This is a genomic window from Archangium sp., from assembly GCF_057119385.1.
On record NZ_DBNGVP010000221.1, the window covers coordinates 22,590 to 46,971 of the forward strand.

Sequence of the window (24,382 nt, forward strand, 5' to 3'; positions counted from 1 at the left end):
TGGGGTTACGGGACCTCGACGCGATCGAACACGCGCTGGATGAGCTTCTCGGTGGTGAGCTCCTCGGCCTCGGCCTCGTAGGTGAGGGCGATGCGGTGGCGGAGCACATCGAAGGCCACGGCCTTGACGTCCTCGGGCGTGACGAAGCCGCGGTGGCGCAGGAAGGCGTGGGCGCGCGAGGCCTGGGTGAGCGCGATGGTGGCGCGCGGGCTGGCGCCGAACTGGATGTAGTCGGCCTGGTCCTTGAGGCCGTAGCGGCCCGGCTCGCGCGTGGCGAAGACCACGTTGAGGATGTAGTCCTTCACCTTCTCGTCCATGTAGATTTGAGTGACGAGCTCGCGGGCGCGCACGAGGTGCTGCAGGTCGATGACCTTCTGGGCGGACGGGGGCTTGCCGCCGGCCATGCGGTCCATGATGACCTTCTCCTCCTCGCGGGTGGGGTAGCCCACCTTCACCTTGAGCATGAAGCGGTCCACCTGCGCCTCGGGCAGGGGGTAGGTGCCCTCCTGCTCGATGGGGTTCTGGGTGGCGAGCACGAGGAAGGGCGAGGGCAGCGGGAAGGACGTGTCACCGATGGTGACCTGGCGCTCCTGCATGGCCTCGAGGAGGGCGGACTGCACCTTGGCGGGGGCGCGGTTGATTTCGTCGGCCAGCAGGACGTTGGCGAAGACGGGGCCCTTGCGGACGGTGAAGTTGGCCGCCTGCTGGTTGTAGATCATCGTGCCCACCACGTCCGCGGGCAGCAGATCCGGGGTGAACTGGATGCGCATGAAGGAGGCGCTGATGCTGTCGGCGATGGTGCGCACCGTGAGCGTCTTGGCGAGGCCGGGCACGCCCTCGAGGAGGACGTGGCCGTTGCACAAGAGGCCGATGAGGATGCGCTCCAGCATGTAGCGCTGGCCGACGATGACCTTGCCGACCTCCTGGTTGAGGAGCTCGACGAAGCTGCTCTCCTGCTGGACGCGCTCGGTGAGCGCCCGGATGTCCGTGTTCATATGTGCCGTCTCGACTGTCCCTGGAGGAGGCGGGCAGCCTAGGAGGTGTAGGTACGCCGCTCAACACCCCATCACGCCCGACATTCCAGTAATTTCAGGGGCCCATGTCCCCGGAACCCTCCAGGAACGACCCTCGGGAGTACCCCAAACCACATCGGGGCGAAGAACGCCAACCTTCTGGAGGGGTCCTCCCCCGCGTCCCAGGGCCGGTCGAGGCGGAGCTGCTGGGGGAGCTGGCCCCCGGGGTGGCCTCCCGGGAGTGCCCCCTGCGAGGGGGTGGAGGGCTGCGGCTGTTGGAGGGGGGAGCGGGCCGGGCGGTGGTGTTGCTCCATGGCCGGGGGAACGCGGCGAGCATGTGGTTCCCGCTCCTGGGTGAGCTGGCCCGGGAGCACCGGGTACTGGCGGTGGATCTGCCGGGATTCGGGTGCTCGTCGGTGTCCCAAGGGCCCCTGGAGACGGCGGAGGACGGACTGCGCTTCTTCGTCGAGCCGGTGGAGGAGGTGCTGGCCACGCTGGCGCCGGGGCCGATGACGCTGGTGGGGCACTCGCTGGGAGGGCTGGTGGCGCTGGAGCTGGCGCTGCGGGGGCGGGTGCCGGTGGAGCGGCTGGTGCTGGTGGACGCGATGGGGCTGGGCCCGGAGATGGCGCGGGACGCGCGGCTGTTCTTCCGGGTGGGCCCGGAGCGGATGGCGCGGGTGCTGGGGCCGAGGCTCTTCGGCCGCATCGCGCCGCTGCCGGACACGCCGTTGAACCGGAGGCTGGCGGCATTGGGGTACGAGCTGATGACGGTGCCCGGGGGGAGACCCGAGGCCACGCGGGCCTTCAACACGCTGGTGCCCTTCACGGGCGGCGTGTTCCACCGTTACGAGCGGCTGGGCGAGGTGAAGCAACCCACCCTGCTCTACTGGGGCGAGCACGACACGGTGCTGCCCGTGTCACTGGCCGAGGCCGCGGCGAAGGTCATGCCCGATGCGCGGCTCGTGCGGGTGCCCGCAGGACACAGCCCGCACCTGGAGCAACCAGCTGACTTCCGCGTCCAAATACACTGACCTGCGAATCCAGATACAACGTCTGACCCATCGGCCCGTCACGAGCGGATTGAACTCCGTCAAGGGGCTCGTGATAGAAGCCCCGCCCCATGCCATTGTCTACCCGCGTCCGCGTTGTCCTGATGAGCAGTGTCTGTCTATGGGGTTGCGAGCAGGCGAAGACGGAGCCCACGTTCGACTACGGGCCCAAGCGCGGGCTGGTCGCGCAACTGCGGAGTGCGCTCGAGAAGGAGCCCTGCGACCGAACGAAAGCGGTGCAGTACATCCAGGCCGTGTTCTCCGCCGGGGACTGGCGCGGAAGCATCCAGTTCGCCGACGGCTTCAGCGCGCGGTGCGGGAAGTTCCCCCAGCTCCGGTCCATCAGCTACTCGGCGCACATGCAGCTCAGTGAGTTCGACCTCGCCATCCAGGATGCCACGGAGCTCATCGACAGCGCGCCGGGCAATGCCGGGTATTGGGTGTGGCGAGCCCTGGCCCACCAGTCCCGTGAGCAGTCCGAGCAGGCCCTGGGCGATTTCCAGCAGGCCTTCCGCCTCCAGCCAGAGCAGTTCCAGGTGGCCAACCAGCTGGCCACTGCCTACGAGCGGCTGGACCGGCCGTGTGACGGCCACCTCGTGATGCTGGAGCATCAGCAATCCAGCATCGAGTCCGTCGGACGGCCCGAGGTGACGAAGCGGATCGCCCAGTTGGCCGCCATGGGGTGCGAGTCCGGGAAGGGCAAGGCGGTGGTGGCGGTCAGCAAGACGGGCACCATGTGGGTGGAGCCGCTGGTCAATGGCAAGACGCGCGGCCGGTTCATCCTGGACACCGGAGCGAACACGGTGGCCGTGTCTCAGGCGTTCGCGGACCGGCTCGGATTGAAGCTCGAGGGCGCCCGGAAGCTCTCGTTTCGCACGGCCCAGGGCCTCATCCAGGCTCCGGTGGTCCGGGTCCCGAGCATCGCGCTCCAGGGAGCCCAGGCCGAGAACGTCGAGGTGGCCGTCATGTCCACGCTGCCTCCGGACGTGGATGGACTGCTGGGGCTCGGTTTCCTGGCACGCTTCGAGATGAGGCTCGATGCGCAGGCGGGCCGGCTGGAGCTCTCGGAGCACAAGCGCTCGCGAACCTCGAGCAGCCGCACGCGTCAGTGAACGATGAAATCGAATTGCTCGATGACGGCTTTGAGCTCTTCCGGGGTGGTACCGAACTGCCTGGCAACGGTAGGAGCATGGTCGGCCAATGCCACGGTGGAGGGCGGCCATTTATAGAAGTTCTTCACGAGGATATTGCTGGAGCCTGGCCACTTGACACTGTTCAGCTCATGGCTGTGGCCAATGGGGTCCAAGATGGTGAAGCTCGGCCATTTGGGAAACCGCAGGGTATGAGGGTCACAACCGTGGAAGCGGCAACCATCCAGACGGGCTTCAGTGAAGTCGCAGTCCTCGATGGAACCCAGTTGGTACTCCGGTTCCGTCCCGTACTCGGGCCAGTATCCGAACTCACACCCAGACAAGCGCCCTTTGAAGCGGCAGCCCTTGAGAGAGGCCTTGATCCATTGCTGGTGGTTCTTCAACTCCTGCTTCACCTCGAAGGTGCAGTCGGTGAAACGTGCCCCGATGATGATGAGGTTCCTGGCGGAGACATTCAGGACAACGGTGCAGTTGCGTAGCGTCAGGTTGGGTCCAAGGAAGTAGAGCGAGTTCTTGTCCGTCAGTTCCAGCCGCTCGTTTTCAACGGCTTTGTTCTCGATGAGAACGCTGGTGAGCCACCCCATGGCCGCCCCTTTCAGAAGGTGAGCATCCGGAAGAACTCGCCCGCCATGCGCCGGCCATGCCGCGCCAGGTTCGACGCCGTCCCGGAGAGAATCTCGTACTGTCGGTTGTTGCTCAGGTCAATCACGTCGGCTCCTTGCTGGTTGAACTGCAGGCGCCCTCGAAACTGGGCCTTCACCGTTTCGTGTACGAAGCGGCCCCGGGCCTCGCGCTCCAACAAGTGCGCCAGCCAGTACTTGCCTTCTTTGAGGGCCTGGTCGATGGCCCTTTCTTCTGCCGGAGTGAGCCTGTGTGGCCCCCAGAGCCGGGCCGCCTCGGTCACAGCCTTCTGGAGCATGTCACCCACCTCGTCCTCGGCGGGGATGTCGTGGATGGACTTGCCAGGAGGCAAGTGCCACCTCTGGCCATTGGGCAGAATGACCTGCAGGTTGCCGCCCCGGTGGCGGATGGCGACGATGCCCGAGGAGCCGCCCCCGGAGGACGCCCCGCCGCCCCTGCCCTTCTTGAGCATCACCACCGCCAGGGGGCCGTGCGGCGTGGCCGCCACCGTCTCCACCGCCGCCACCGCCCGGGCCAGTACCCCCTCCGCGGCCACCATGACTTCCACCCGTCCCAGCACCGCCGCCCCACCCTGCGCCTGCCACCGCGCGTTGGCCACGCTATAGCCTGGTAGCGCGCGCACCCGCGCCGCCACCTCCGCCACCGTGCGCCCCGTCAACGCCCCCACCGCCAGAATCATCGCCCGCGCCGCGTCCGTGCCCAGCACCCGGGCGAAGCCCTCACCCGCCTCGCGCAACTCCTCGAAGGTGGTGGCCTCGTGCGCCCTCATGGCCATGGCCGCCCAGCCGTCCATCAGCCCCCAGAGCGTGTCCACCCCCAGCCACGCGACCAGCACGACGGACAGCCCAGCGGCCAACAGCTTGGTGGTCGGCTCGGGCACCAGCCAGAGGGCCAGGTACGCCCCGAGTGTCCACATGCACGAAGCCACCAGCACCTGCGGGTCCAACTCCCGCCCCAGTGCCGCCTTCGTCTCCTCCAGCACCGAGCCGAAGGACAGGGCGAGCGCCAGCGTGCGCCGGTCATCCGCCTTCAGGTAGGGAGCGTCGTCCAGCAGGCGCAAGCAGTCGCCCCCGCCCTGGCCCCGGGCGCACCACTCCAGGTAGTGGCGGCGCAGGGCCTCGTTCGCCTCCGTCGTCAGGTGGCTGTCCTCGTCCACCGGCACCAGCGACAGCACGCGGCCCTTGTACACCTCGGCCACCCATGTCCCACTCCCCTGCGCCCATTCCGGGTGCTGCTCCACCTGGTCCTTCAGCCACTCGAGCGCGGCCTCGCGGGGGCTCTTGCCGTTGAGCTGTGTCCGCCGGGCGTTCTCCCGCACCGCGCGCAGGAAGTCCGCCCTGGGCACCGCCACCGGCCGTCGGGGGCCACCACCTCCCGGCTGCAGCACCACCACCTCGTACTCCACCGCGCCCTCCAGGCCAGCACCTGAATCCGCGAAGGACTCCTGCATGGGCGCCGGCGGGGGCGTGAGCGATAAGGGGCGCCCGCTGCCCGTCAGCGTGCCGCCCGGCGGGTGGCTCGTGGTACACGCCCCGAGGAGCAAGAGGACGGGCAGCACCCAGCAGCGGTGCGGCAGCGGGCCTGCCAGGTGAGAACTCTTCAGACCGGGGAGCATACCGCACCTCTTCCGCCAACCCTGGGGGCTGGCGCGGATTGTTTCCGGGAGTACACGGAAGCCCGAGCGCGGACGTCAAGCCCTTGGGTAGGGAGAAGGGTGGAAGACGCAAGAGGTTGGCGGGAGGCGTGCGCGTCAAGGGAAGGTGACGTTGCCACTGTCTTCCGACGGAAGGGTTGGATTATCTACTTCCCAGGTCATGCCGTGGTAGGGTCCGCACCCGGCAACAGCATCGGAGCGCCTTCATGCAAGTCACGACCTGGTTCATCGCGAAGGAAGACGAGGCGGAGGCGATCGAGTCGATCGTCACCACCGAGGAGCACGCCCCGGAGGACTGGACGTATCTCGAGCTTCCGCTCATCGAGATGGAGCTGATGGCGCTCTCCGCCGCCCTCCGGGGGACGGAAGACATCACGGACGAGCGCACCCTGGAAGATCCACTCATCTTCCGGGAGGAGGACGGGCTCATCATCGCGCGCGTGGTGGAGTCCTTCATCCAGGCACTCGCCCGGGTGAAGGACGAGAGCGTGCCCGGCCTCGTCAACGCCTGGGTGGAACGGATCGACGAGGAGAATCACTCTCCAGAGGACCTGCGTGAATTCCTCTCCGAGATGGTGAAGTTCGCCCGGCAGGCGGTGGCACGCCCCAGCCCGGTGCTGTCGCTCGCGACGTTCTGAGTCCGGATTGGAGTCAGGAGTCCGCGCCAGTAACGTCCATGGGAACCCTGTACTCCCCACCCGGAGGCGCCCATGACCCGCGGATCCAAGACTCCCGAGCAGGACCGTACCGAGGGCACCGCCCGTCCCCGTGGCTACGAGCAGGTGGACAAGCTGTCCGTCCCCCTCCCCCACGGCACCGAAGTCACGACGCGCGTGGAGCGCGTGGCCGGTGACCGGCAGATCCCCCAGGGCGTGGTGGGCCGCGTGGTGCGTGCCCGGGGCGGCGGCTTCGACGTGCAGATCGTCGGCGTAGGCGAGCTCTGGTACGCCCGGGACGAGCTGGTGCCTCGCAAGCCGGGCCAGCTCCAGTTCGCGCTCCGGCGCGCCGCCACCTGGGACGCCCTGCGCCCCTGCGTGGTGCTGGAGACCGTGGTGGGCTCGCAGGCCTGGGGCCTCGCCAACGAGGCCTCCGACGTCGACATGCGCGGCGTCTTCGGCCTGCCCCTGCCCTGGCACTTCGGCCTCGCCGACAAGGCGAGAGATCTCGTCAGCGCCGATGGCAGCCATACCTTCTGGGAGCTCTCCAAGGCGGTGGAGCAGGCCCTCCGCGCCGACCCCAACACCCTGGAGATGCTCTTCGTCCCCAGCGCCCGCGCCTCGGACGAGCTGGGGCAGTGGCTGCTCGCCGAGCGCGAGGCCTTCGTGTCCAAGGCCATCTTCGGCAGCTTCGGCCGGTACGCCATGAGCCAGCTCGACAAGCTCACCCGCAGCCAGCGGCTCGCCGAGCACCGGGATCTGGTGCTCGAGTGGCTGTGCGAGGAGCCCGCGCCCAACCTGGACGAAGTGGCCCGGCGGCTCGCGGCCATCTCCCCACGCTCCGCGCCCTCGCCCGAGGACGCGCTGCTCGCGGCGAAGACATACCTCAAGCAGCTCTACCGCTCGCTGTGGGACCAGGGCCTCATCGAGGCCAACGACTTCGCCGCCCTCACCCGCTATGCACGCGGAGGCGGTCAGCGGCCTCCCAGCGCTCGCGAGCTGCGGCCGAAGAACGCCTACAACCTGCTGCGGCTGGTGGTGCTCGCCACCGGATGGCTGCGGGAGGGGGTGCCCACCTTCGAAGTCACCGGCACCTACAAGGCACGCATGTTGGACATCAAGGCCGGACGTGTCCCGCTGGAGGAGGTGCTGCGGGACGCCGAGGCCCTCGCCCCGGAGTTGGAAGAGGCCCACCGCACCAGCAAGCTGCCGCAGCTCCCGGACTACGGGCGCGCGGACCGTCTGCTGCGCCGCGTGGGCGAGGAACTCGCACGGCGCTGGGTGATGAAGGAGCCCGGGCCGCTCGGCCGTGATGCCCCCGCGCCTCCGGCCGTCGAATGGAAGGAGGAGGAGTCATGACCCACACGCTGATGACGGAGCACCAGGCCCGGGTGGCCAACGCCGTGCTCGACGAGGAGTCCACCCGGCGGTGGCACCTCGTCGTGTCCCTCTCGGGCGCGCACGCGTATGGCTTCCCGTCGCCCGACAGTGACCTGGACCTCAAGTGCATCCACGTCACCCCCACCGCCCACCTGCTCCGCCTGGAGCAGCGCGGCCCCGGGGCGTCCGCCGAGCGCCTGGAGGTCATCGACGGTGTCGAGGTGGACTACTCGTCCAACGAGCTTGGCCCGGTGCTGTTCGGTGTCCTCCAGGGAAACGGCAACTACCTGGAGCGGCTGCTCGGAGCGCATACGCTGCGCGGCTCGCCCGAGCTGGAGGCCGTGCGTCCGCTGGTGCGCGGCGTGCTGTCCCGGCGGCTGCACCGGCACTACCGCGGCTTCGCCCACGGCCAGTTGCGCGAGTGGGAGAAGACGGGCTTCCGCTCCACCAAGAAGCTCCTCTACGTGCTGCGCACGGCGCTCACCGGCACCCACGCGCTGCTCACGGGAAAGGTGGAGGCGGACCTCACCGCGCTGATGGACCGCTATGGCTTCAGCGAGGCGGGTGAGCTCGTCGCCTGGAAGCGGCGGGGCGAGCGCAGCGAGCTGCCCGAGGCCCTGTCCGAGCACTGGCGCGGCCAGGTGGAGCGGGCCTTCGAGCGGCTCGACTCCGCCTGCGAGCGCTCCGTGCTTCCGGAGGAGCCCCAGGGCACCGAGGCGCTGGAGGCGTGGTTGCTCGAGCTCCGGCGCTCACGGTTCTGATGCACGGCGGGGAGGACGGGGACGGGCACCCTCACCCCGTCCCTCTCCCGGAGGGCGAGGGGATGTTGACGGAGTGGGTTTCAGGTTCAGGTAATGCTCGCGCTTCGCCTTGGGGAACTTCTCGATGGCATAGCGCAGCAGGGTCCTCGGCATCTCCCGCGCATGGCGGTCGAGGAAGGCCTCCTCGCTCGCCAGGTCCCTGTTTCCGACCTCGCGCAGCATCCATCCCACCGCCTTGTGGATGAGGTCGTGCTCGTCGTGGAGCAGCAACTCCGCCAGCTTCAGCGTGTCCTTGAATTCTCCCGCACGGATGAAGGCCTGGGTCGACATGATGGCGATGCGCCGCTCCCTGAGCACCGGTGAGCGCGCCAGCTCGTAGAGCCACGGCGTGAGCTCCGGGTGCTCGAGCAGGTACGCGCCCAGGACCCGCGGTGCCACCGTGTCCACCAGATCCCAGTTGTTCAGCCCCGCCAGGTGCTCCCGGCAGAACTCGAAGAGCCGGTGGCGTCCAGCCTCGTCCGCTCGCTCGAACTGCGTCACGAGGATGAGGAAACCCGTGAGCCGGTGCTCGTGGACCTCGCTCCGCAACAGCGCTCCCAATTGCTCCAGGGGAAGGTCCTTGTGACGCCGGGCGATCCTCCGCTGCTCCGGCACGGTCACACCGAGGAACACGTCTCCTTCGGCGTACTCGCCCGGGCCTGTCTTGAAGAACCTCGGGTAGAAGGCGGCCTTCTCGGGGTCGGCCGCCCGCGCCAGCTCGTCCCGGATGCTCTTGGCGGAGGGAGTATTCACGGCCGGGAGTCTGGCGGGGACGCGGCCCGGAAGGCTAGCGTCCTCCGCCGTGTCCCATGACCTGCTAGACCTCGCCGCCACGCCCGAGCGCCTCCGCACGCTCGCCGATGCCGGTGTTTTGACTCCCCAGGGCTTCGAGCATGCCCTGCGGCTCGCCGTCGCCACTCCGCAGCGGGCCGCCTGGAGGCGCTTCCTGTCCGCCGTGCTGCTGGGCTTCGGCTCGCTGCTGGTGCTCTCCGGCGTCATCTACTTCTTCGCCTACAACTGGGCGGCACTGCACCGCTTCGGAAAGATGGGGCTGCTGCTGGCCGCCATCCTCGGGGCCTGCATCGCCGCCTGGCGCCTGGGCGAGACCCTCGCGGGACAGTTCGCCCTGCTCTTCGCCGCGGTGCTCGTGGGTCCGCTGCTCGCCGTCTACGGGCAGGCGTACCAGACAGGCGCGGACCCCTATGAGCTGTTCCTCGGGTGGAGCCTCCTCATCCTTCCCTGGGTGGTGCTCGCCCGCTTCGCGCCCCTGTGGCTGCTGCTGCTGCTCCTCGTGAACACCGGGCTGAGCCTCTTCTGGTTCCAGGTCGCCGATGGCGAGGGCACCACGCTCATGTTGGTGCTCGCACTGGTGAACGGCGTGGCCTGGGGGGCGCACGAAGCACTCGCGGCGCGCGGCATCTCCTGGTTGACGGGCCGGTGGATGCCCCGGGTGCTGGCGATGATGACCATGGCGCCGCTGCTCGGCCTGGGGGAGCTCCAGGTGGCGGTCCCCCGGGAGGGTGACAGCGCGAGCATCGTAGGGCTCGGCCTGCTCCTGGTGGTGATGGTGGCGGCGTACGTCTTCCACCGGCAGGTGCGCTCCGAGCTCTTCCTCCTCACGCTGGACGCGGTGAGTGCGATGACATTGGTCACCACCCTGGTCGGCCGCTTCCTGTTCAAGGCGAGCAGCTTCGACGCGGGCGTCTTCCTCTTCCTGGCCCTGCTCATCATCGGTGAGGTGGGGCTCACGGTCTGGTGGCTGCGCGCCGAGGCTCGCGGTCCGGAGGAGGCATAGCCATGGCGTTCAAACCCTCGCTACGGGACGTGTTGCCCACCTCATTGCACGAGCCGGCACGCGCCGCGCTCACGTCCAGCACCGAGGCCACGGCGAGCATGCCCTGGTTCGTGCGCATCCTCACCGGCTTCGGCGCATGGCTGGCCTCGTGGTTCCTGATCGCCTTCATCGCGATGGGCGTGCTCGGAGCGGGCGAGGAAGTGGGCGCCATCGTCCTGGGCTTGATTCTCACCGGAGGCGCCGTCTTCGTGCGCCACGCGGGAAGCAACGTGTTCCTCACCCAGCTCGCGCTGTCCACCGGGCTGGCCGGACAGGGCCTCTTCATCGGCGGCGTGGGAGCCGCCTCGGACGAGAAGGGCGCGGCCCTCGCCACGGTGGCCATCCAGGCGGTGCTCCTCTTCATCTACCCGGATCTCATCCAGCGCTTCCTGTCCACGTTCTTCGGAAGCCTCGCACTGCTGTACCTGCTGCGAATCACCGCGCCCGCCGTGCTGGCGGATGTGACGCTGGTGGGCATCACCGTGCTCGCGCACCTGCTCTTCCTGAAGCAGGCCAGGCTCCAGAGCGGACGCTGGAGCGCACTGGTGACGCCCGCGGCCTTCGGGCTCGTCACCACGCTGCTGTCCTCACTGGTGATGCGCTCCTGGTTCCATGAGCTCTACCGGGAGCTCTTCCGCAAGGGCGCGGTGGAGCTGCCCGCCGGGGTGCTGACGCTCGGGCTCGCCGTGGTGACGCTGTACTCGGCCTGGCGCGTGCTGGAGGAGACGGACTCCGAGCCCGGGGGCCCCGCGGGTGTGACGGCCTTCGCCTCGCTGGCCCTGACGGCCCTCCTCACACTCCACACGCCTGGAGTCATCGCGGCCCTCGGCGTGCTGCTGCTCGGCTTCCACCGGCGCAACGTGGTGCTGCTCGGCATGGCCGTGGTCTTCATCCTCGTGTTCGGCGTGGGCTACTACTACGACCTCCAGTTCAGCCTGCTGGCCAAGTCGCTCGCGCTGCTGGGCAGTGGACTGGTGCTGCTCGGCCTGCGGCTCTTCATCCTGCGCCGCTTCCCCGCGGCCGAGGAGGTGCGCTGATGCGCGCCCGCGTCATCTTCGGTGGTCTCCTGCTGGTGGTGGTGGCCCTGGTGGTGCAGGTCGTCCGCAAGGAGCAGGTGCTGGCCCATGGCACGCCGGTGCTGCTGGAGCTCGCCCCGGTGGATCCCCGCTCGCTCATGCAGGGCGATTACATGGTGCTCGACTACGCCATCAACCGCGAGGCCCGGCTGTCCAACGACACGGACTGGGGCGCGAGCTCCAGCACGGACTCGGGCCCGAAGGAAGGGCGCCTCGTGCTCCGGCTCGACGAGAACGGCGTGGGGCGCTTCGTCCGTCACGACACGCCCGGCACGCCTCTGGCCCCGGGGGAGTTCCTGCTGCGCTACAAGGTGCGCCAGGGCCGCGTGCGCCTGGGCGCGGAGTCCTTCTTCTTCCAGGAAGGACACGCGGACCGCTACGCGGGGGCGAAGTACGGCGAGCTCCGCGTGACTGGCGATGGCACCAGCGTGCTCGTGGGCCTGCGAAACGCCGAGCGCCAGCCGCTCGGCCGCGACACAGGAGACGCACCCGCCCGGGTCAATTGATCTGCACGGAGCCGCCCTTGATGCGGTTGACTCCGGCCGCGCTCGACTCGAGCTGCACGCCCTTGATGATCACCTTGCCGTTGCGCCGCAGGGTGATGCTCGCCTTGCCACACGACAGGACGATCTCGTCCTGCCCCTCGATGACCACGCGCTTGCCGTCCACCCGGGCCTCCACCTGCTCGCGTGGGACACGGGCCTCCAGGAGCTCGTCGATCAACGGCGTGCTGCTCGTGGTCTGCACCAGCCCCACCAGCAGGGGGCGCGTGGGGCTCCCGTTCTCGAACAGGAGCACGGCCCGCTGCCGCGAGGCGACCGCCTGGTCCAGGCTCTTCGCATCGAGCGGCACGGTGGACAGGGCCGGCAGCGGACCCGCCGTATTGCCCTCGTAGTCCACGAGCACCCCGCGTCCCGGATCAACCCCCACCACCCACCCCACCCGGCTGCCGACGATGGGCTCCTGGGGGGCGGGGTCGTGCGCGGACAGCGGGGCCTTCTTGCCAGAATTCATGCTCATTCCTTCTACCTCCCAGCTCACTTGCTGGAGTCGCTGGCCTTCGTGCGGCCGGGCGAGCTGGCCAGGGGCTGCGCCGACAGGGACTGGAGCTCGGACTGGGCCGAGGACAGGTCGATGTCGGGCGGATCCTTGTGCTCGACCGGTTGCACATCCGGAAGTTCCAGCTTGGAGACGGACTTGCTGCTGAGCGAACCCGCTCCCAGCATCTTCACCTTACCGCCCTTCACCTTGATGTTCGAGCCGTCGATGGTCAGCGACTTCGCGAACCACTTGACGGCGCCGGACTTCTCCATGCTGACGATGAGGTTGCCGCCGACGATGAGCGAGAACTTGTCCGCCTTGAATTGAAAGGCCTTGGCCATCGAGGCGGCGGCCTTCCCGACCTCGGTGTGCGCCTTGGCCCCGACGTCGTCCTTCTGGTCCTTGCCGGCCGCCAGCGACGCCGAGCCCTTGACCTGGGACTCGAAATCACTGCCCACCTTGGTGGAGCGATCCTCGGCCACGCTCTCCTGACGGACGCCCGCGACGTACTCGAAGCTGGCGCCGCCCACCTGGATGGACTTGTCCCCCTCCACCGACTCGCTCTTCATCAAGGCGACGTTGATGGAGTAGGCGGCCCCCACGTTCAGCGCCGCCGCCAGGGACACGGAGGTGTCGGCGGTCTGCACCACGAAGACGTTCTGCATGCCGCTCACCGCCACCGACTGGTTGCCCTCCACCTCCTCGTCATGGCTCCCGCGGATGCCGGTGGTCCGGTTGCCCGTGACCTTCAGCGTCTGGCTTGCCTCCACGAGGCCCGTGTCCTCCTGAAGGACGCTCAGCGTCTGGTTGCCCTCGATGGTGCGCTGGCGATCCTTCTTCACGAGCAGCGCCTCGTTGGCCCGGATCTCCTGCGTCTTGTCGTTCCGGGTGTGCAGGTCATCGTCCTTCTGGGCGTGGAAGAAGACCTGCTCCTCGCCCGCGGCATCCTCGAAGCGCAGCTCGTTGAAACCATCGCTGTTGGGACTGGAGGAGGTACGCAGGGTGGAGCGCGTCTTCTCGTCCGGCAGCGAGTAGGGGGTGGGGTTCTGCCCGTTGTAGACGGCCCCCGTGATGAGGGGCCGATCCGGGTCGCCCTCGAAGAACCGGATGACGACCTCCTGCCCCACCCGTGGCAGGAAGAGCCCACCCCAGGCCGGGCCGCCCCAGACCTGGCCCGGGCGGATCCAACAAGAGCTCTTGTCGTCCTTCCCGCCCTCACGGTCCCAGTGGAACTGCACCTTGATGCGGCCGTGCTCGTCGGGGTGGATCTCCTCGCCGGGAATCCCCGTCACGGTGGCGGTCTGGATGCCGGAGATGACCGGGCGGGGCGTGCTCCGGCGCGGCCGGAAGGGCACGTCCGAGGGCATGCAGCGGAACTCGTTCCGGTAGCGCCCCTGCCCCAGCGCCTCGTGCCGCGAGTGCACCTCGGGCTGGTGGCCCACGTGCTGGATCTCCACCACCAGCAGCTTGCCTCCCGCGACCGCGTCCAGCTCGAAGAAATGACCGGGGCACAACCGCGGGCTGACACTGATACCCGACTGGGTCCGCTCGGATTGGAGCTGCTCCTCCAGCCGCACCTTGCCGAGCCGCTTGCCCTCCGAGGGCTCCACATAGCTGGCGGGAAAGTCGTAGAGCTCGAGCGCGTCGAAGTCACCCGTCTTGGAAGGCCGGGCCGACAGGTCGAGCGCGGGCTTCTTGAAATCGAAGTCGCGCAACATGACCTTGCCGGGGCGCAACCGGTGCACCTGGGCCAGGGCCGAGGCGTGCTCCGCGTCCGACACGCGGCCATCCTCCTCGCGGAACGGCAGCAGCGAGCCGCCCGCCATCTCCAGGTACGCCCCGGAGCTGTCGCCCAGCAGCAGCTCGTGCGCGTCCTCCGAGTGCGTGAAGAAGTAGAAGATGCCCTCCTCCTCCAACAGCCGGGAGATGAAGTCGAAGTCCGACTCCCGGTACTGCACGCAGTACTCGCGAGGCGCATAGCTGCCGGACAGGACGAGGCGGTGCTCCACCTGTCCCTCGTTGAGCACCTGCTTGACGATGTCCGGGACGGCCTTGTGCTGGAAGATGCGGCTGCGCCGCACGTGCTTGAGCCGCTCGAGCGCGGGCACCACCCGCAGGCGGTAGCGGAGCCGACCCCCTTGCAGGCCCAGGGCCTGGGCGCGATGCACCTGGCCATTCACGTAGCGCACCGGCTCGCCCGCGTGCTGGAAGGTCAACGTGGCCGGCTTGCCCATCAGCTCCGCCAGGGCCAGCGGCTCCTCGGCGTGGGTGTAGAGGTCCAGGTTGAACTCGAAGGGCCGAGACAGCCCCTCCACCCCGGAGAGCTGCGTGACCACGCCGTCCTCCGGGGCGAGGCCGCCCACCTGGAGGCCAAACGCCATCTTGTCCGTCCATGCCATGGCGTCAGTTCTCCGCGATCTTCGAGCCCTTGATGACCACGTCGCCGCTGGCGGTGATCTCCACCTTGGCGCCCTTGATGATCACATCCCCGTTCTTCTTCACCTGGAGGGTGGCGGAACCGACCTTGAGGGTGAACTGCTCCTCGGCCACCAGGGAGATCTCCTTGGCGGACAGGGTATAGGAATCCTTGACGGCGTGGGTGTGATTGCCCCCCACGCTCACCATCAAATCCTTGCCCACCTTGAGGTTGCGTGACTTCTGGACCTGCTCGGACAGGTCTCCGCCCACCTGGAGGCTGCGCGAGCCCAGGACCGTCTCGGACTTCTTGGCGCCGACGGTCTCCGACTTGGCCCCGCCCACCTGCTCGGCCTTGAGGCCACCCACCAGCTGGTTGAGGGCTCCGCCCACGCTGACGGAATAGGCACCGCCAACGTTGAGCATCTTCCCCAACCCCACCGTCTCGAGGGAGGCCATGCTCACCGTGACGCTCTGGTTGCCGCCCACGCTGACGGACTGGTTGCCCGCGACCGTCTCGGTGTGGTTGCCGCCCACGGACGTCGAGCGATCCTTGTCCACCCGGAGCGACTGGTTGCCGCCGATGACACTGTCGTCGTTCTTCTTCACCTCCAGGGACTGGTTGCCCTCGATGGTGCGGCTGCGGTCCTTCTTGACGAGCAGCGTCTCGTTGCCGCCCACCTGCTGGGTCTTGTCGTTCTCGACGACGATGTCCAGGTCCTTCTGGGCGTGGAAGTAGACCTGCTCCTGGCCGGCGGCGTCCTCGAAACGCAGCTCGTTGGAGCCATTGCCGCCAGGACTGGAGCTGGAGCGCAGGGTGCTCCGGGTCTTGTCGTCCGGCAGGGAGATGGGCGGGGGATTCTCGCCGTTGTAGACGCTGCCGGTGACGAGGGGCCGGTCCGGGTCTCCCTCGAGGAACTCGACCACCACCTCGTGACCGATGCGAGGCAGATAGAGGGCGCCCCAGCCGGGACCGGCCCAGGACTGGCTCACGCGAATCCAGCAGGAACTCTTGTCGTCCCGGCCGCCCTCGCGGTCCCAGTGGAACTGCACCTTGACGCGGCCGTGCTCGTCGGTGTGGATCTCCTCGCCCGAGGGCCCCACGACGATGGCCGTCTGGGCGCCAGGGATGAGGGGACGCGGGGTGGTGCGCGCCGGACGGTAGGGAACCTTGGCGGGGAGGCAGGTGAAGGTATTGCGATAGCTCTCCCGGCGGCCCTCGGACTGGCCCTCGAAGAGGAGCACCTCGGGCTGGCGGCCCTCGTGACGGGCGGAGAGGACAAGGTAGCCCCGGTTGAAGGAGTCCACCGGGTGCTCGTCCAGCTCGAGCGTGTGGCCGGTGCGCAGACGACGGCAATTGCTGGCACCGGAGGCGAGCTCCACCCGGGCCCGCAGCTCCTCCAGGCGAACCTTGGCGAGCGTCTTGCCGACGCCGGGCGCCTCGTAGCAGCCCGGGTAGTCGTAGACCTCGAGAGAGGACTCGGCCTCGGCGTCGGTGCTGGTGGCGGTGAGGTCCTGGGTGGGGCGGACGAAGTTGTAGTCGCGGAGGGCCACGGCGCCGGGCTGCACCTGGAGCTGCGAGGAGAACTCGTGCACGTACTCGCTGTCGGCCACCATCTGGGTGGTGTTGCGGAAGACGAGCCGCGCCTCACCGGGCATCGCGGGGCAGCCGAGCGAGGTATCCGCGAGCACCAGGGTGTGAGCGTCCTCGGTGTGCTCGAAGTAGTAGAAGATGCCCTCTTCCTCGAGCAGGCGGGAGACGAAGTCGAAGTCGGACTCGCGGTACTGCACGCAGTAGGTGCGCGTGGCGTAGGAGCCGTTCAACTCCAGCCGGTGCTCCACGAAGGCATCGCCGAGCACCTCGTGGACGATCTCGGGGACGGTCTTCTCCTGGAAGATGCGGCTGTTGCGGGTGTGCTTGAGCGTCCACCAGCGGGGCACGACGGTGATGCGGTAGCGCAGGCGCTCCTCGGAGGCGCCCGCCTCCCAGCGGGTGACACGTGAAACGACGCCATGGAAGTAGCGCTCCCCGTCCTCGCCGAGGTGTACGGCCAGCAGCGCGTTCTGCCCCAGGAGGGCGCGCTCATCCACGGACACGTCCGACGGGGCGGCGAGGAGAGCTTCCAGCGTATAGGGCTGGGAAATGGCCTCATCGGCCTCGAAGCCAATGACGGCCAACTCGCCCAGAGCATGTGGGCCCACCTGGAAATCAAACTCAGCCTGATTTGCCAGGAGCGCAGCGGTTGCGACCATAAAACCCCCCTTCCGCGAGAGTATGCGCCGAGCCGGGTCCACAGTCACGATCCCACGTGGAATACCGTCTGCTTGAATTGTTCGAAGGTACTTGAGCGGTGTATGTGTGAAGCGCTTCACAGCGCTCCGCATCACTCTGCTGAAATACTCGGCCGGACAGCGCACCAGCCCAGAGGAAATCCTGGTGCCAGGCGCATGTGGTAGCACGGACAGCGGCCACACGAACGCATGCAGATCTCACTCAACACGACAGGCATGCAGGCCGGCATCTCCGTTGCCGCGGACAAGGACGCTCGCGACTCCTGCGTGGTGGTGGTGAAGGGAACGTTCGAGACGAATCCACGCGGAGAGATGACGCTCGCCAGAGAGCAGCGACCCCTCGTGACGGCCGATGAGCACCATGGCGATCCCGCCACGACCAGCATCCGCTACGAGTGCGACTTCGCGCTCGAGAAGCCACTGACGGACGTCATCGTGGTCGGCAAGGCGGTCTCGCCCTCCGGGCAGCGCGTGACACAACTGCCCGTCAGTCTCGAAGTCCAGGGCACGAAGAAGAGTCTGCAGATCCTCGGGGAACGACGCTGGGTTCGCTCGCTGGGAAGCATGTTGCCTTCAGAGCCCGTCCCTTTCCTCGAGATGCCCCTGACGTTCGAGCGGGCCTTTGGAGGCACGGATGAGAGCCGCGGGCCGGGACACGCCTCGGTGGAACACCGGAATCTCGTGGGCGTTGGGTTTCATCCGCATCGCGGCGCGGCCCAGATCGAGGGTACACCCCTTCCGAACCTGGAGCGTCCGGGGCAGACGATCTCCTCGCCCCGTGACCGGCCGGAGCCGATCGGAGTCGGGCATGTAGGGCGTGCCTGGGCGCAACGCATTGCCTACGCAGGCACCTACGACACGCGCTGGCGTGATGAACGGACGCCGTTCCTCCCAGCGGACTTCGACTCGCGCTACTTCCAATCCGCACCGGCGGATCAGCAGTTCCCGCATTTCCAGGGGGGCGAGCGGATCCGTTGCATCCACATGGCCGCGGAGCCCATCGTTCAATACGTCATTCCCTCACTGCGCGTTCCAGTCAGGTTCCACTTCGTCGATCGAGAAGTGGAGCAGATGGGTGTACTCGATACAGTGGTTCTCGAGCCCCATCTCTCGCTGGCCATGCTCGTGTGGCGCGCACGCGTCCCCATTGGGAAGAAGCTCAACGCGCTCCGGGAGATCTCCGTGGGTGAGAAGCCACGCAGCACATCGGGTACACCCATCGGCTATCGACATGGCAAGCCGGTGTTCAGCGGCCTTGCCGCGGCGATCCGCTGGATTCGTCAGCACCGGGGCAGCAAGCGATGAGTACGTCACCCGTCTACGTTCACGCCGCAGGAATGGCCTGCCCCGTGGGCCTGCGCTGGACGCCTGCGTGCGCGGCCTTGCGAGCCGGAATCAATCGCAAGCGGGTCTCACCCTACATGGACAATCAAGGCCGGGAGATCGTCATCTCGCACCTGCGTGACATCCTCGACCTCGAGGCGACCCCAACGCAGCGCTGGCTGTTCTTCCTGACCCACGCACTCCAAGATGTCCTCGAGCAGATCGGCGCAGCCGCGTTCGAGCAACTCCCGCTGCTCATCGCATTGCCGGCCTCGACGGCGAACACGCCCTACTCCGCGGATTTTCTCGTACGCGAACTCTCGGCGCGACTGGGGGTCGTGCTCCATCCGCGCAGGGTACGCATCTTCACCGAGGGTTCTCAGGGAGGCTATACCGCCCTGGCCGCCGGTCGCGAGCTGGTCCGCCGCCGCGAGGTCCCGGCCTGCCTCGTCGCCGGAGCGGAGTCGATGATGTGCGCTCGCACGGTGCTTCGGCTGTATGAGCAGCGCCGGCTGCTGACCGAAGACAACTCCGATGGTGTCATCCCCGGCGAGGCCGCCGCCTGCGTGCTTCTTTCCTCACACAAGCAGGGGCTGGCCGTCATTCGAGGCATGGGGTTCGCCCAAGAGCCCTCCTCCTTGGAGAATGATGTGCCGTTGCGCGCCGACGGGCTCACGGCTGCCGCACGAGCGGCCCTGGAGGAGGCGGGGCTCGCCCTCCACCAGATCGACTTCCGCTTCTCCGATGCGGCGGGTGAGAGCTTCTATTTCAAGGAACAGACACTTCTCGTCTCCCGGGTGCTGCGAGAACGAAAGGAAGACTTCCCGCTCTGGCTGTGCGCCGAGGTGCTCGGCGACACCGGCGCGGCGGCAGGGCTTTGCGGCATGGTCTGGGCCATCGCGGGTTGGGCACGCCGCTATGCGCCAGGACCTCGAGCCATTGGCCTGGCTGGCAACGCGCAGGGCAGGCGTGCCGCGGTGATCATCGAAGCCATGGAGTAGGAGGTATCATGGGCAAGAAGGTCTTCGCGAACGGGATGGAGATCGCGCACAAGGCAGGAGACGCCAAGGTCATCTCGGCCTTCCCCGACGTATGCCTGAGCCCCCCGCCTCCGCCCACGGGCCCGGTTCCAGTGCCCTATCCGAATACGTCCTCCGCGAAGGACCTGAAGCAGGGCAGCACCAGCGTCACCATCGGAGGCGAGCCGCTCGCGCTCAAGGGCAAGAGCTACTACCAGAGCTCACCGCTGGGAGACGAGGCCGCGACCCGTAATTTCGGCGGGAGCGTGCTGACACATACCCTCACGGGCAAGACGTACTTCCAGGCCCACTCGATGGACGTCATGGTCGAGGGGAAGAACGTCTGCAGACACCTCGACATCACCACCAGCAACCACGCGAGCTACCCTGGAAGCACCCCTCCCATGCCAAATACGGAGGCCATGGTCCAGCTCGCACTGCAGCGCGCCGCCGAGAAGAAGTGTCCTTGCTGCGGGAAGCCTGATTGCCCTGCGGCCTTCCAAGATGGAGAGACGCCGCAAAGCCTGGAAGATTTCTACGGCTTGAACCAAAAAGGCCCGGACGGAAATCCAACCCCTGAAGCGGCCGACAAGATGAAGGTCTACCAGATCCTGCTTGGAATGAAGGCCAGGAATTGCACATGCAGCGGGCGTCCTTTCCCAAGTGCCCCTTGCGATGTTTTCAGACCTCCCGACCCGGAACGGACTGTCGAAATCGAAAACAGGTGGAATGAATCCTCAACGGACTTCTACACTTTCTTCACCACCACCAATCCAAATGCAATCGCCGATTTCCGCTCAGCCAACCCGGCGGCTCCTCCTCCCAGTGGGGGACCAAGATTCAGCAAGACCGATCACTTGACGCCGAAAAGCGCAGGAGGCTGCCCCGACAATCCGGGCAATCTGCAACCGAGCGACTTGCTGTGTGCCACTTGCAAGCTCATCGACAGCGTCTTCACCAAATGGCAAGGGAACGACAAGCAATGGAACAAGTGGTGGCGCGATTCATTCCGGGCATCTGGCATCAAGCGGCGTAGGGTGACTGGATTCACTCCAGGTTGGTGGTAGACATGAACGAAACACCTATAGAAGATCGCCCGACACTGAAAGACGCGGGTCTGGACTTCCAACGCTTCGCCTACTTCACCCGGCCATTTGCTGCGATCCCAAGGCCACTTGCCAAGGACCTATCTTCGCGATTACCCGCAGATGAGGACCTACACTGGGTACGGTTCGAGATGCTGCTCGAAAGACTCAAGTCGGGGGATTTCTCCGCTGCCGAGGATATCTTGAGCATGTGTCGCAAGACCGAGAATTGGCGAATGAAAGACGTCGCGACGCGGGTACTGGGGCATGCGGGCACCGTCGCATGCTTCAGACACATGCGGGAGGAACTCGAGCAGCACCCGATGCGCAGGCAAGAGCGTATCGATGTAGCGTATCGTGAGAGCGTCCTGCTCTATTGCCGCGCCTTTGCGCTGTGGGGTCGGCTCGATGTCGTACCGGTGTTGATGGATCAATACCTTACCTTGCGACTAAAAAAGACACCGGAGATCTCGTCACTGCCGATCCTGATGGCGGAGTTACTGATGGATGACAGGAAAACCATGATTGCGCATGAACCGCCGGAAGACAGCCTTGAGGACTATCTCAACCTGGTCATGAACCAGTACGATGAAGTCACCGCGAAGCACGGGTCCGAAAAAGTATTTATCTATCGTGGTGATATATTCTCCGTCCGCGCAATCGCGGAGCGCATGCGGCACCTCACCACGCGATACCCTGCCGCGGAACTGGCCAGGCTACGTGAACGCTTCGAGCCAGCCACTGGAATCGACTGCAGCGTGATTTTCAGTGGAGAAAGGGTATCTACACTGGCTGCTGCCACCATCGCTGAATCGTTCCTGGAGTCGGACGAGGCGAAGAAATTCGAGCCAGGCAAACGCTATTTCTTCGGCCATCCGCTCCCCGAATAGAGCGCAACGCACGCGCTACGCGCGCAGGCCCTTCACCACCCGATACGCTGGGAACACATGAGCCACCTGTTGATGGATGTGCTGGAAGAGCACCTGGACGAGGCGGCCTTCCTCTGGCTGCAGTGGGAGCGCAGCCTCGTCGCTCCCCACTTCGTGCTGCATGAAGTGGCCGGGCTCGAGGAGCGGCTGCTGGCCCATGTGGATGGCCTCGTCATTGGTGGCGCTCCCGCGGCCGACAAGCTGCTGATTCCAGCCCTGGAGGCCCAGGAGGACGTGGAACGCGTCACCGCCGCGGCCTACACCCTGCTGGGCTCCGAAGACCCCTCACTCGCCGGAACGGTACGAACGGCCCTGGAGAGCGCATCTCCCGAGGCCCTCCCCGCCTTCCAGCGAGCGCTCGAGCTGAGAGGATTCGACGCCCTCCCCTCCTGGCTCTCCACGCTGCTGAAGCAGGAGGAGCCCGCACGATTGGCCCTCGCGCTGGAAGTGCTCGCCACCCATGGGGTGGATCCGGGCCCCGTGCTCCCGGACCTGCTCCGGCACGAGGAGCCACATGTCGCGGCAGCCGCCCTCCGGGTGGCCGCTCGCCTCCGATATCCCCTGGACCGCCAGGTGCTCCAGGCCGGCCTGACGTCATCCGTCTCCGCCCTCCGGGATTCCGCCATCATCGCGGGGTTGCAGAAGGGTCATCGGGCCGCCTGGACCGCCTGCCAGGCAGCCGTCGACAGCAAGGCTCCCGAGCCGCGACTGCCCGCGCTGGTGCTGGCATTGAGCGGGGATGCTCGCGAGGTGGAGCGGCTGAAGCGCCTCCTCGAAGAGCCCCACCACCGTCCGGATGCGCTCTGGGCCCTGGGCTTCAGCGGCCAACCCGCCGCCGCCGAGCTCTGCCTGCCATGGATGGAAGATGAAGCCACGTCCCACCTGGCGGCCGAGTCCTTCTGCGCCATCACCGGCCTGAGTCTGGAGGGCCGTCTCGTCTCACCGCGTACCGAGGAGGAGCCCTTGCCTCCCCTGGAGGAGGAGGCGCTCGAGGTCGAGCTCACGCCCAGACCGGAGGACGACCTTCCCCGGCCGGTCGCATCGGAGGTGCTCGCGTGGTGGAAGGAGTCACGCAAGAACTTCGAGCCGGACCGGCGCTACCTGCACGGAAGGCCCTTCGGAACCGAGGCGCTCCTCGAGTCGCTGCAGACGGCTCCGATGCGCCGGCGCCATGCACTGGCGTTGGACCTGGCGCTGCGCAGCCGAGGGGAACTGCGAGTGCCAACACGGGCCTTCACTCCCTACCAGTGGAAGGCCCTGGAGACCGTCCGCACGGCAGTTCCCTCCGCACTGAGCCGCCCCTTCACCGATGGGCTCCATTCCTCATGACACACGGAGGAAACGGCTCGTCCCGGTCACACCAGCAGTGCGCACCGGACAGACCCGTGGCCTCACCGCCAGGGTTTTCACTGTCGCTCATTTGATCGATTCACCGCCCTCCAGTTAGCTGATCTCCATGCGCAACCGAAGGCTCGCCACATCGCTGCTCTCCCTGGGTCTCCTGAGTGGAGCCTGGCCACTCGCCGCGAACGCGCAGGGCAGGAAGCCACCGTCCCGCCCGCAGCCTGTCGTCGGCTACAACATCCCCATCGACGTCAGCGCTCCGTTCCAGAAGCCCGAAGACAACCTGCCGTACTTCGACGACTTCTCGTGGCGGGAGTTCATCGCGCTCACCTGGCCGGTCAAAGTCAGCACCGGCGCGCCGTATTCTCGCGGTGTTCCGGACGTCTCGAAGAAGTACGGCGATGTCTCGGTGCCGGGCGTCTGGGAGACGTGGAAGGCGGATTACGAGCTGTTCCTCCCCGAGGGCGCGGCCCCCACGGAATGGAAGAGCTTCGCGACTCCCTCCCCCTGCGGCGGCCCTGACACCCTCGTGCCCTACGAGAAGGTGCTCGGCTCGTTCAACAAGTACCACGGCTTCAACCAGGCCAGCATGACGGACGCCGCCGGTCCTCTCGTGAGCCAGAACCGCCAGTACGTCCGCTATGAGACCCGGCTCAATCAGACCGAATACAACTACATCATCAAACCCGGCGACTCCTACCCCGGGCCCCTGTACCTGCTGAAGAACCTCCCGGGAAATGGCTCGTCCAATCCCGCGCTGAAGTTCCCGGCCGGCTCGGTGGAGGTCAAGGCCTCCTGGCGTGTGATGACGGGCGTGCCCGACAAACAGCGCAAGCGCTATTACGTCACCCGGGCCCGGGTGCTCGATCCCGTGAGCGGCACGTGCACCCTGACCGATGTCGGCCTCATCGGGCTGCACATCGTGAACAAGACCGCCGCCTTCCCCCAGTGGGTCTGGTCGACCTTCGAGCACGTCGACAACGTGCCCGCCCTCACCGGGGAGAAGACCCGGGGCGCCCCTCCCTACTCGCTGAACGACAACAATCCGAAGACTCCGCCCTCGGAGATGGGCCCGCCCATCAGCCAGTGCAACCCGCCGGGCAAGGACCCCGTGCCCACCCAGGTGGTGCGCAAGCGGCCCATCGCCGCCTCGACGCAGCGGACCAATCAGGACTACCACCAGGCCAAGGACGTGAAGGGAACCGTCTGGGAGAACTACCAGCTCGTGCTCACCCAGTGGCCCGTCGGCGACACCGACACCTTCCCCAGCACGACACAGCCCCTGCCCCAGACGAATACCGCCAACGTGGCCACCGAGACCTGGGTCCAGGACTCCACCGCCACCTCGTGCATGGGCTGCCACAGTGTGGCGAACAGCCACCAGTACGACTCCGTCTGGTTCCTCCCGCTCGGCGCCTGGCCCCAGACGCAGACCCCCTGCACGCCCCAGGTGGCCTCGGCTCCACCGGCCGCCCCGCCCCCCGAGAGCAACCCCGCAGCCGAGCGCCGGGACAAAGCCATCCTCGACCTGCGGGATCTCCTGAAGCGGACGAAGCAGGGCCAGGCCGCGGCGGGGGAGTGAGCGTCGCTTCACAATCGCCGGACTCTTGCCGATAATCCCTCACGTGACACGCGGCGTCAGCGGCTCCTCCTCCCGGAGGGCCCCTGGCGCCCGGCCC

At 67.2% G+C, this 24,382-nt stretch carries 21 protein-coding genes; 14 read left to right on the top strand and 7 right to left on the bottom strand.

The annotated features are described in order from the left end of the window. Positions 1-5: 5 nt before the first annotated feature. Entirely contained in the window at positions 6-995 is a 990-nt protein-coding gene (locus AC16DP_RS49930) for an AAA family ATPase (protein ID WP_329729426.1), read from the bottom strand. Between the two features lie 245 nt (positions 996-1,240). On the opposite strand from AC16DP_RS49930, the gene AC16DP_RS49935 reads away from it, so the two are divergent. Together AC16DP_RS49935 and AC16DP_RS49940 are read left to right on the top strand one after the other, a co-directional pair. Further along, positions 1,241-2,044 carry an alpha/beta fold hydrolase gene (locus AC16DP_RS49935; RefSeq protein ID WP_329729427.1) on the top strand — a complete coding sequence of 268 codons (804 nt, stop codon included), beginning with the start codon at positions 1,241-1,243 and terminating at the stop codon, positions 2,042-2,044. Positions 2,045-2,133: 89 nt separating this feature from the next. Further along, positions 2,134-3,174 (top strand): retroviral-like aspartic protease family protein, encoded by a 1,041-nt coding sequence (locus tag AC16DP_RS49940; RefSeq protein ID WP_329729428.1) that lies wholly within the window; start codon positions 2,134-2,136, stop codon positions 3,172-3,174. Here the strand turns inward: AC16DP_RS49940 and AC16DP_RS49945 are convergent. Together AC16DP_RS49945 and sitA5 are read right to left on the bottom strand one after the other, a co-directional pair. Next, positions 3,168-3,797, bottom strand: coding sequence for a hypothetical protein (locus AC16DP_RS49945; RefSeq protein WP_329729429.1), 630 nt, complete (start codon positions 3,795-3,797; stop codon positions 3,168-3,170). The two genes, AC16DP_RS49940 and AC16DP_RS49945, sit on opposite strands and share 7 nt — an antisense overlap. Before the next feature lie 11 nt (positions 3,798-3,808). Further along, entirely contained in the window at positions 3,809-5,470 is a 1,662-nt protein-coding gene (gene sitA5 / locus AC16DP_RS49950) for a SitA5 family polymorphic toxin (RefSeq protein ID WP_329729430.1), read from the bottom strand. A 245-nt stretch (positions 5,471-5,715) separates the two neighbouring features. On the opposite strand from sitA5, the gene AC16DP_RS49955 reads away from it, so the two are divergent. The 3 genes from AC16DP_RS49955 (at position 5,716) to AC16DP_RS49965 (ending at position 8,306) form a co-directional block, all read left to right on the top strand. Next, positions 5,716-6,147, top strand: a complete 432-nt coding sequence (locus AC16DP_RS49955; protein ID WP_329729431.1) for a hypothetical protein — start codon at positions 5,716-5,718, stop codon at positions 6,145-6,147. A 72-nt stretch (positions 6,148-6,219) separates the two neighbouring features. Continuing rightward, the gene (locus AC16DP_RS49960; protein ID WP_329729432.1) at positions 6,220-7,524 is read left to right on the top strand and encodes a DNA polymerase beta superfamily protein; all 1,305 of its coding nucleotides are present in this window, start codon (positions 6,220-6,222) and stop codon (positions 7,522-7,524) included. Further along, the gene (locus tag AC16DP_RS49965) at positions 7,521-8,306 is read left to right on the top strand and encodes a nucleotidyltransferase domain-containing protein (RefSeq protein ID WP_329729433.1); all 786 of its coding nucleotides are present in this window, start codon (positions 7,521-7,523) and stop codon (positions 8,304-8,306) included. The genes AC16DP_RS49960 and AC16DP_RS49965 overlap by 4 nt, the downstream gene beginning before the upstream one ends. Here the strand turns inward: AC16DP_RS49965 and AC16DP_RS49970 are convergent. Continuing rightward, on the bottom strand, positions 8,295-9,098 hold the full coding sequence (locus tag AC16DP_RS49970) for a DNA alkylation repair protein (RefSeq protein WP_329729434.1): 804 nt from the start codon (positions 9,096-9,098) through the stop codon (positions 8,295-8,297). The two genes, AC16DP_RS49965 and AC16DP_RS49970, sit on opposite strands and share 12 nt — an antisense overlap. 49 nt (positions 9,099-9,147) lie before the next feature. On the opposite strand from AC16DP_RS49970, the gene AC16DP_RS49975 reads away from it, so the two are divergent. The 3 genes from AC16DP_RS49975 to AC16DP_RS49985 are packed head-to-tail and all read left to right on the top strand — an operon-like array spanning position 9,148 to position 11,761. Beyond that, positions 9,148-10,140 (top strand): DUF2157 domain-containing protein, encoded by a 993-nt coding sequence (locus tag AC16DP_RS49975; RefSeq protein WP_329729435.1) that lies wholly within the window; start codon positions 9,148-9,150, stop codon positions 10,138-10,140. A gap of 2 nt (positions 10,141-10,142) precedes the next feature. Next, complete coding sequence (locus tag AC16DP_RS49980) at positions 10,143-11,216, top strand: DUF4401 domain-containing protein (protein ID WP_329729436.1); 1,074 nt, start codon at positions 10,143-10,145, stop codon at positions 11,214-11,216. Further along, positions 11,213-11,761 (top strand): GDYXXLXY domain-containing protein, encoded by a 549-nt coding sequence (locus AC16DP_RS49985; RefSeq protein WP_414640725.1) that lies wholly within the window; start codon positions 11,213-11,215, stop codon positions 11,759-11,761. The genes AC16DP_RS49980 and AC16DP_RS49985 overlap by 4 nt, the downstream gene beginning before the upstream one ends. Here the strand turns inward: AC16DP_RS49985 and AC16DP_RS49990 are convergent. From AC16DP_RS49990 to AC16DP_RS50000, 3 genes are read right to left on the bottom strand one after another with little or no spacing between them, the layout of a single operon-like run. Continuing rightward, positions 11,754-12,275, bottom strand: coding sequence for a DUF6484 domain-containing protein (locus tag AC16DP_RS49990; protein WP_329729438.1), 522 nt, complete (start codon positions 12,273-12,275; stop codon positions 11,754-11,756). The two genes, AC16DP_RS49985 and AC16DP_RS49990, sit on opposite strands and share 8 nt — an antisense overlap. Positions 12,276-12,292: 17 nt before the next feature. Beyond that, on the bottom strand, positions 12,293-14,695 hold the full coding sequence (locus AC16DP_RS49995; protein WP_329729439.1) for a type VI secretion system Vgr family protein: 2,403 nt from the start codon (positions 14,693-14,695) through the stop codon (positions 12,293-12,295). Between the two features lie 4 nt (positions 14,696-14,699). Further along, complete coding sequence (locus AC16DP_RS50000) at positions 14,700-16,913, bottom strand: type VI secretion system Vgr family protein (protein WP_329729440.1); 2,214 nt, start codon at positions 16,911-16,913, stop codon at positions 14,700-14,702. 279 nt (positions 16,914-17,192) lie between these two features. Here AC16DP_RS50000 and AC16DP_RS50005 point away from each other — a divergent pair, with 279 nt between their 5' ends. The 6 genes from AC16DP_RS50005 to AC16DP_RS50030 all read left to right on the top strand — a co-directional run bounded on the left by AC16DP_RS50005 (position 17,193) and on the right by AC16DP_RS50030 (position 24,285). Beyond that, on the top strand, positions 17,193-18,308 hold the full coding sequence (locus AC16DP_RS50005) for a DUF2169 family type VI secretion system accessory protein (protein WP_329729441.1): 1,116 nt from the start codon (positions 17,193-17,195) through the stop codon (positions 18,306-18,308). A gap of 44 nt (positions 18,309-18,352) precedes the next feature. Continuing rightward, a complete protein-coding gene (locus tag AC16DP_RS50010) occupies positions 18,353-19,327 on the top strand; it encodes a beta-ketoacyl synthase N-terminal-like domain-containing protein (protein WP_329729442.1) in 975 nt (324 codons plus the stop codon). 8 nt (positions 19,328-19,335) lie between these two features. Then, positions 19,336-20,412 carry a DUF4150 domain-containing protein gene (locus AC16DP_RS50015; protein WP_329729443.1) on the top strand — a complete coding sequence of 359 codons (1,077 nt, stop codon included), beginning with the start codon at positions 19,336-19,338 and terminating at the stop codon, positions 20,410-20,412. Between the two features lie 2 nt (positions 20,413-20,414). Continuing rightward, positions 20,415-21,320 (top strand): hypothetical protein, encoded by a 906-nt coding sequence (locus tag AC16DP_RS50020; RefSeq protein ID WP_329729444.1) that lies wholly within the window; start codon positions 20,415-20,417, stop codon positions 21,318-21,320. A gap of 57 nt (positions 21,321-21,377) precedes the next feature. After that, positions 21,378-22,688, top strand: a complete 1,311-nt coding sequence (locus tag AC16DP_RS50025) for a TIGR02270 family protein (RefSeq protein WP_329729445.1) — start codon at positions 21,378-21,380, stop codon at positions 22,686-22,688. Positions 22,689-22,815: 127 nt separating this feature from the next. Beyond that, positions 22,816-24,285: a hypothetical protein gene (locus AC16DP_RS50030; protein ID WP_329729446.1), complete on the top strand. Its 1,470-nt coding sequence runs from the start codon at positions 22,816-22,818 to the stop codon at positions 24,283-24,285. The last annotated feature ends 97 nt before the right edge of the window (positions 24,286-24,382 follow it).

What these genes read in the sequence shown, in the direction of transcription:
- AC16DP_RS49930 (WP_329729426.1), bottom strand. Translation starts at nt 995, where the DNA reads ATGAACACGGACATCCGGGCGCTCACCGAGCGCGTCCAGCAGGAGAGC.
- AC16DP_RS49940 (WP_329729428.1), top strand. Translation starts at nt 2,134, where the DNA reads ATGCCATTGTCTACCCGCGTCCGCGTTGTCCTGATGAGCAGTGTCTGT.
- AC16DP_RS49945 (WP_329729429.1), bottom strand. Translation starts at nt 3,797, where the DNA reads ATGGGGTGGCTCACCAGCGTTCTCATCGAGAACAAAGCCGTTGAAAAC.
- sitA5 (WP_329729430.1), bottom strand. Translation starts at nt 5,470, where the DNA reads ATGCTCCCCGGTCTGAAGAGTTCTCACCTGGCAGGCCCGCTGCCGCAC.
- AC16DP_RS49955 (WP_329729431.1), top strand. Translation starts at nt 5,716, where the DNA reads ATGCAAGTCACGACCTGGTTCATCGCGAAGGAAGACGAGGCGGAGGCG.
- AC16DP_RS49960 (WP_329729432.1), top strand. Translation starts at nt 6,220, where the DNA reads ATGACCCGCGGATCCAAGACTCCCGAGCAGGACCGTACCGAGGGCACC.
- AC16DP_RS49965 (WP_329729433.1), top strand. Translation starts at nt 7,521, where the DNA reads ATGACCCACACGCTGATGACGGAGCACCAGGCCCGGGTGGCCAACGCC.
- AC16DP_RS49980 (WP_329729436.1), top strand. Translation starts at nt 10,143, where the DNA reads ATGGCGTTCAAACCCTCGCTACGGGACGTGTTGCCCACCTCATTGCAC.
- AC16DP_RS49990 (WP_329729438.1), bottom strand. Translation starts at nt 12,275, where the DNA reads ATGAGCATGAATTCTGGCAAGAAGGCCCCGCTGTCCGCGCACGACCCC.
- AC16DP_RS49995 (WP_329729439.1), bottom strand. Translation starts at nt 14,695, where the DNA reads ATGGCATGGACGGACAAGATGGCGTTTGGCCTCCAGGTGGGCGGCCTC.
- AC16DP_RS50005 (WP_329729441.1), top strand. Translation starts at nt 17,193, where the DNA reads ATGCAGATCTCACTCAACACGACAGGCATGCAGGCCGGCATCTCCGTT.
- AC16DP_RS50015 (WP_329729443.1), top strand. Translation starts at nt 19,336, where the DNA reads ATGGGCAAGAAGGTCTTCGCGAACGGGATGGAGATCGCGCACAAGGCA.
- AC16DP_RS50020 (WP_329729444.1), top strand. Translation starts at nt 20,415, where the DNA reads ATGAACGAAACACCTATAGAAGATCGCCCGACACTGAAAGACGCGGGT.
- AC16DP_RS50025 (WP_329729445.1), top strand. Translation starts at nt 21,378, where the DNA reads ATGAGCCACCTGTTGATGGATGTGCTGGAAGAGCACCTGGACGAGGCG.
- AC16DP_RS50030 (WP_329729446.1), top strand. Translation starts at nt 22,816, where the DNA reads ATGCGCAACCGAAGGCTCGCCACATCGCTGCTCTCCCTGGGTCTCCTG.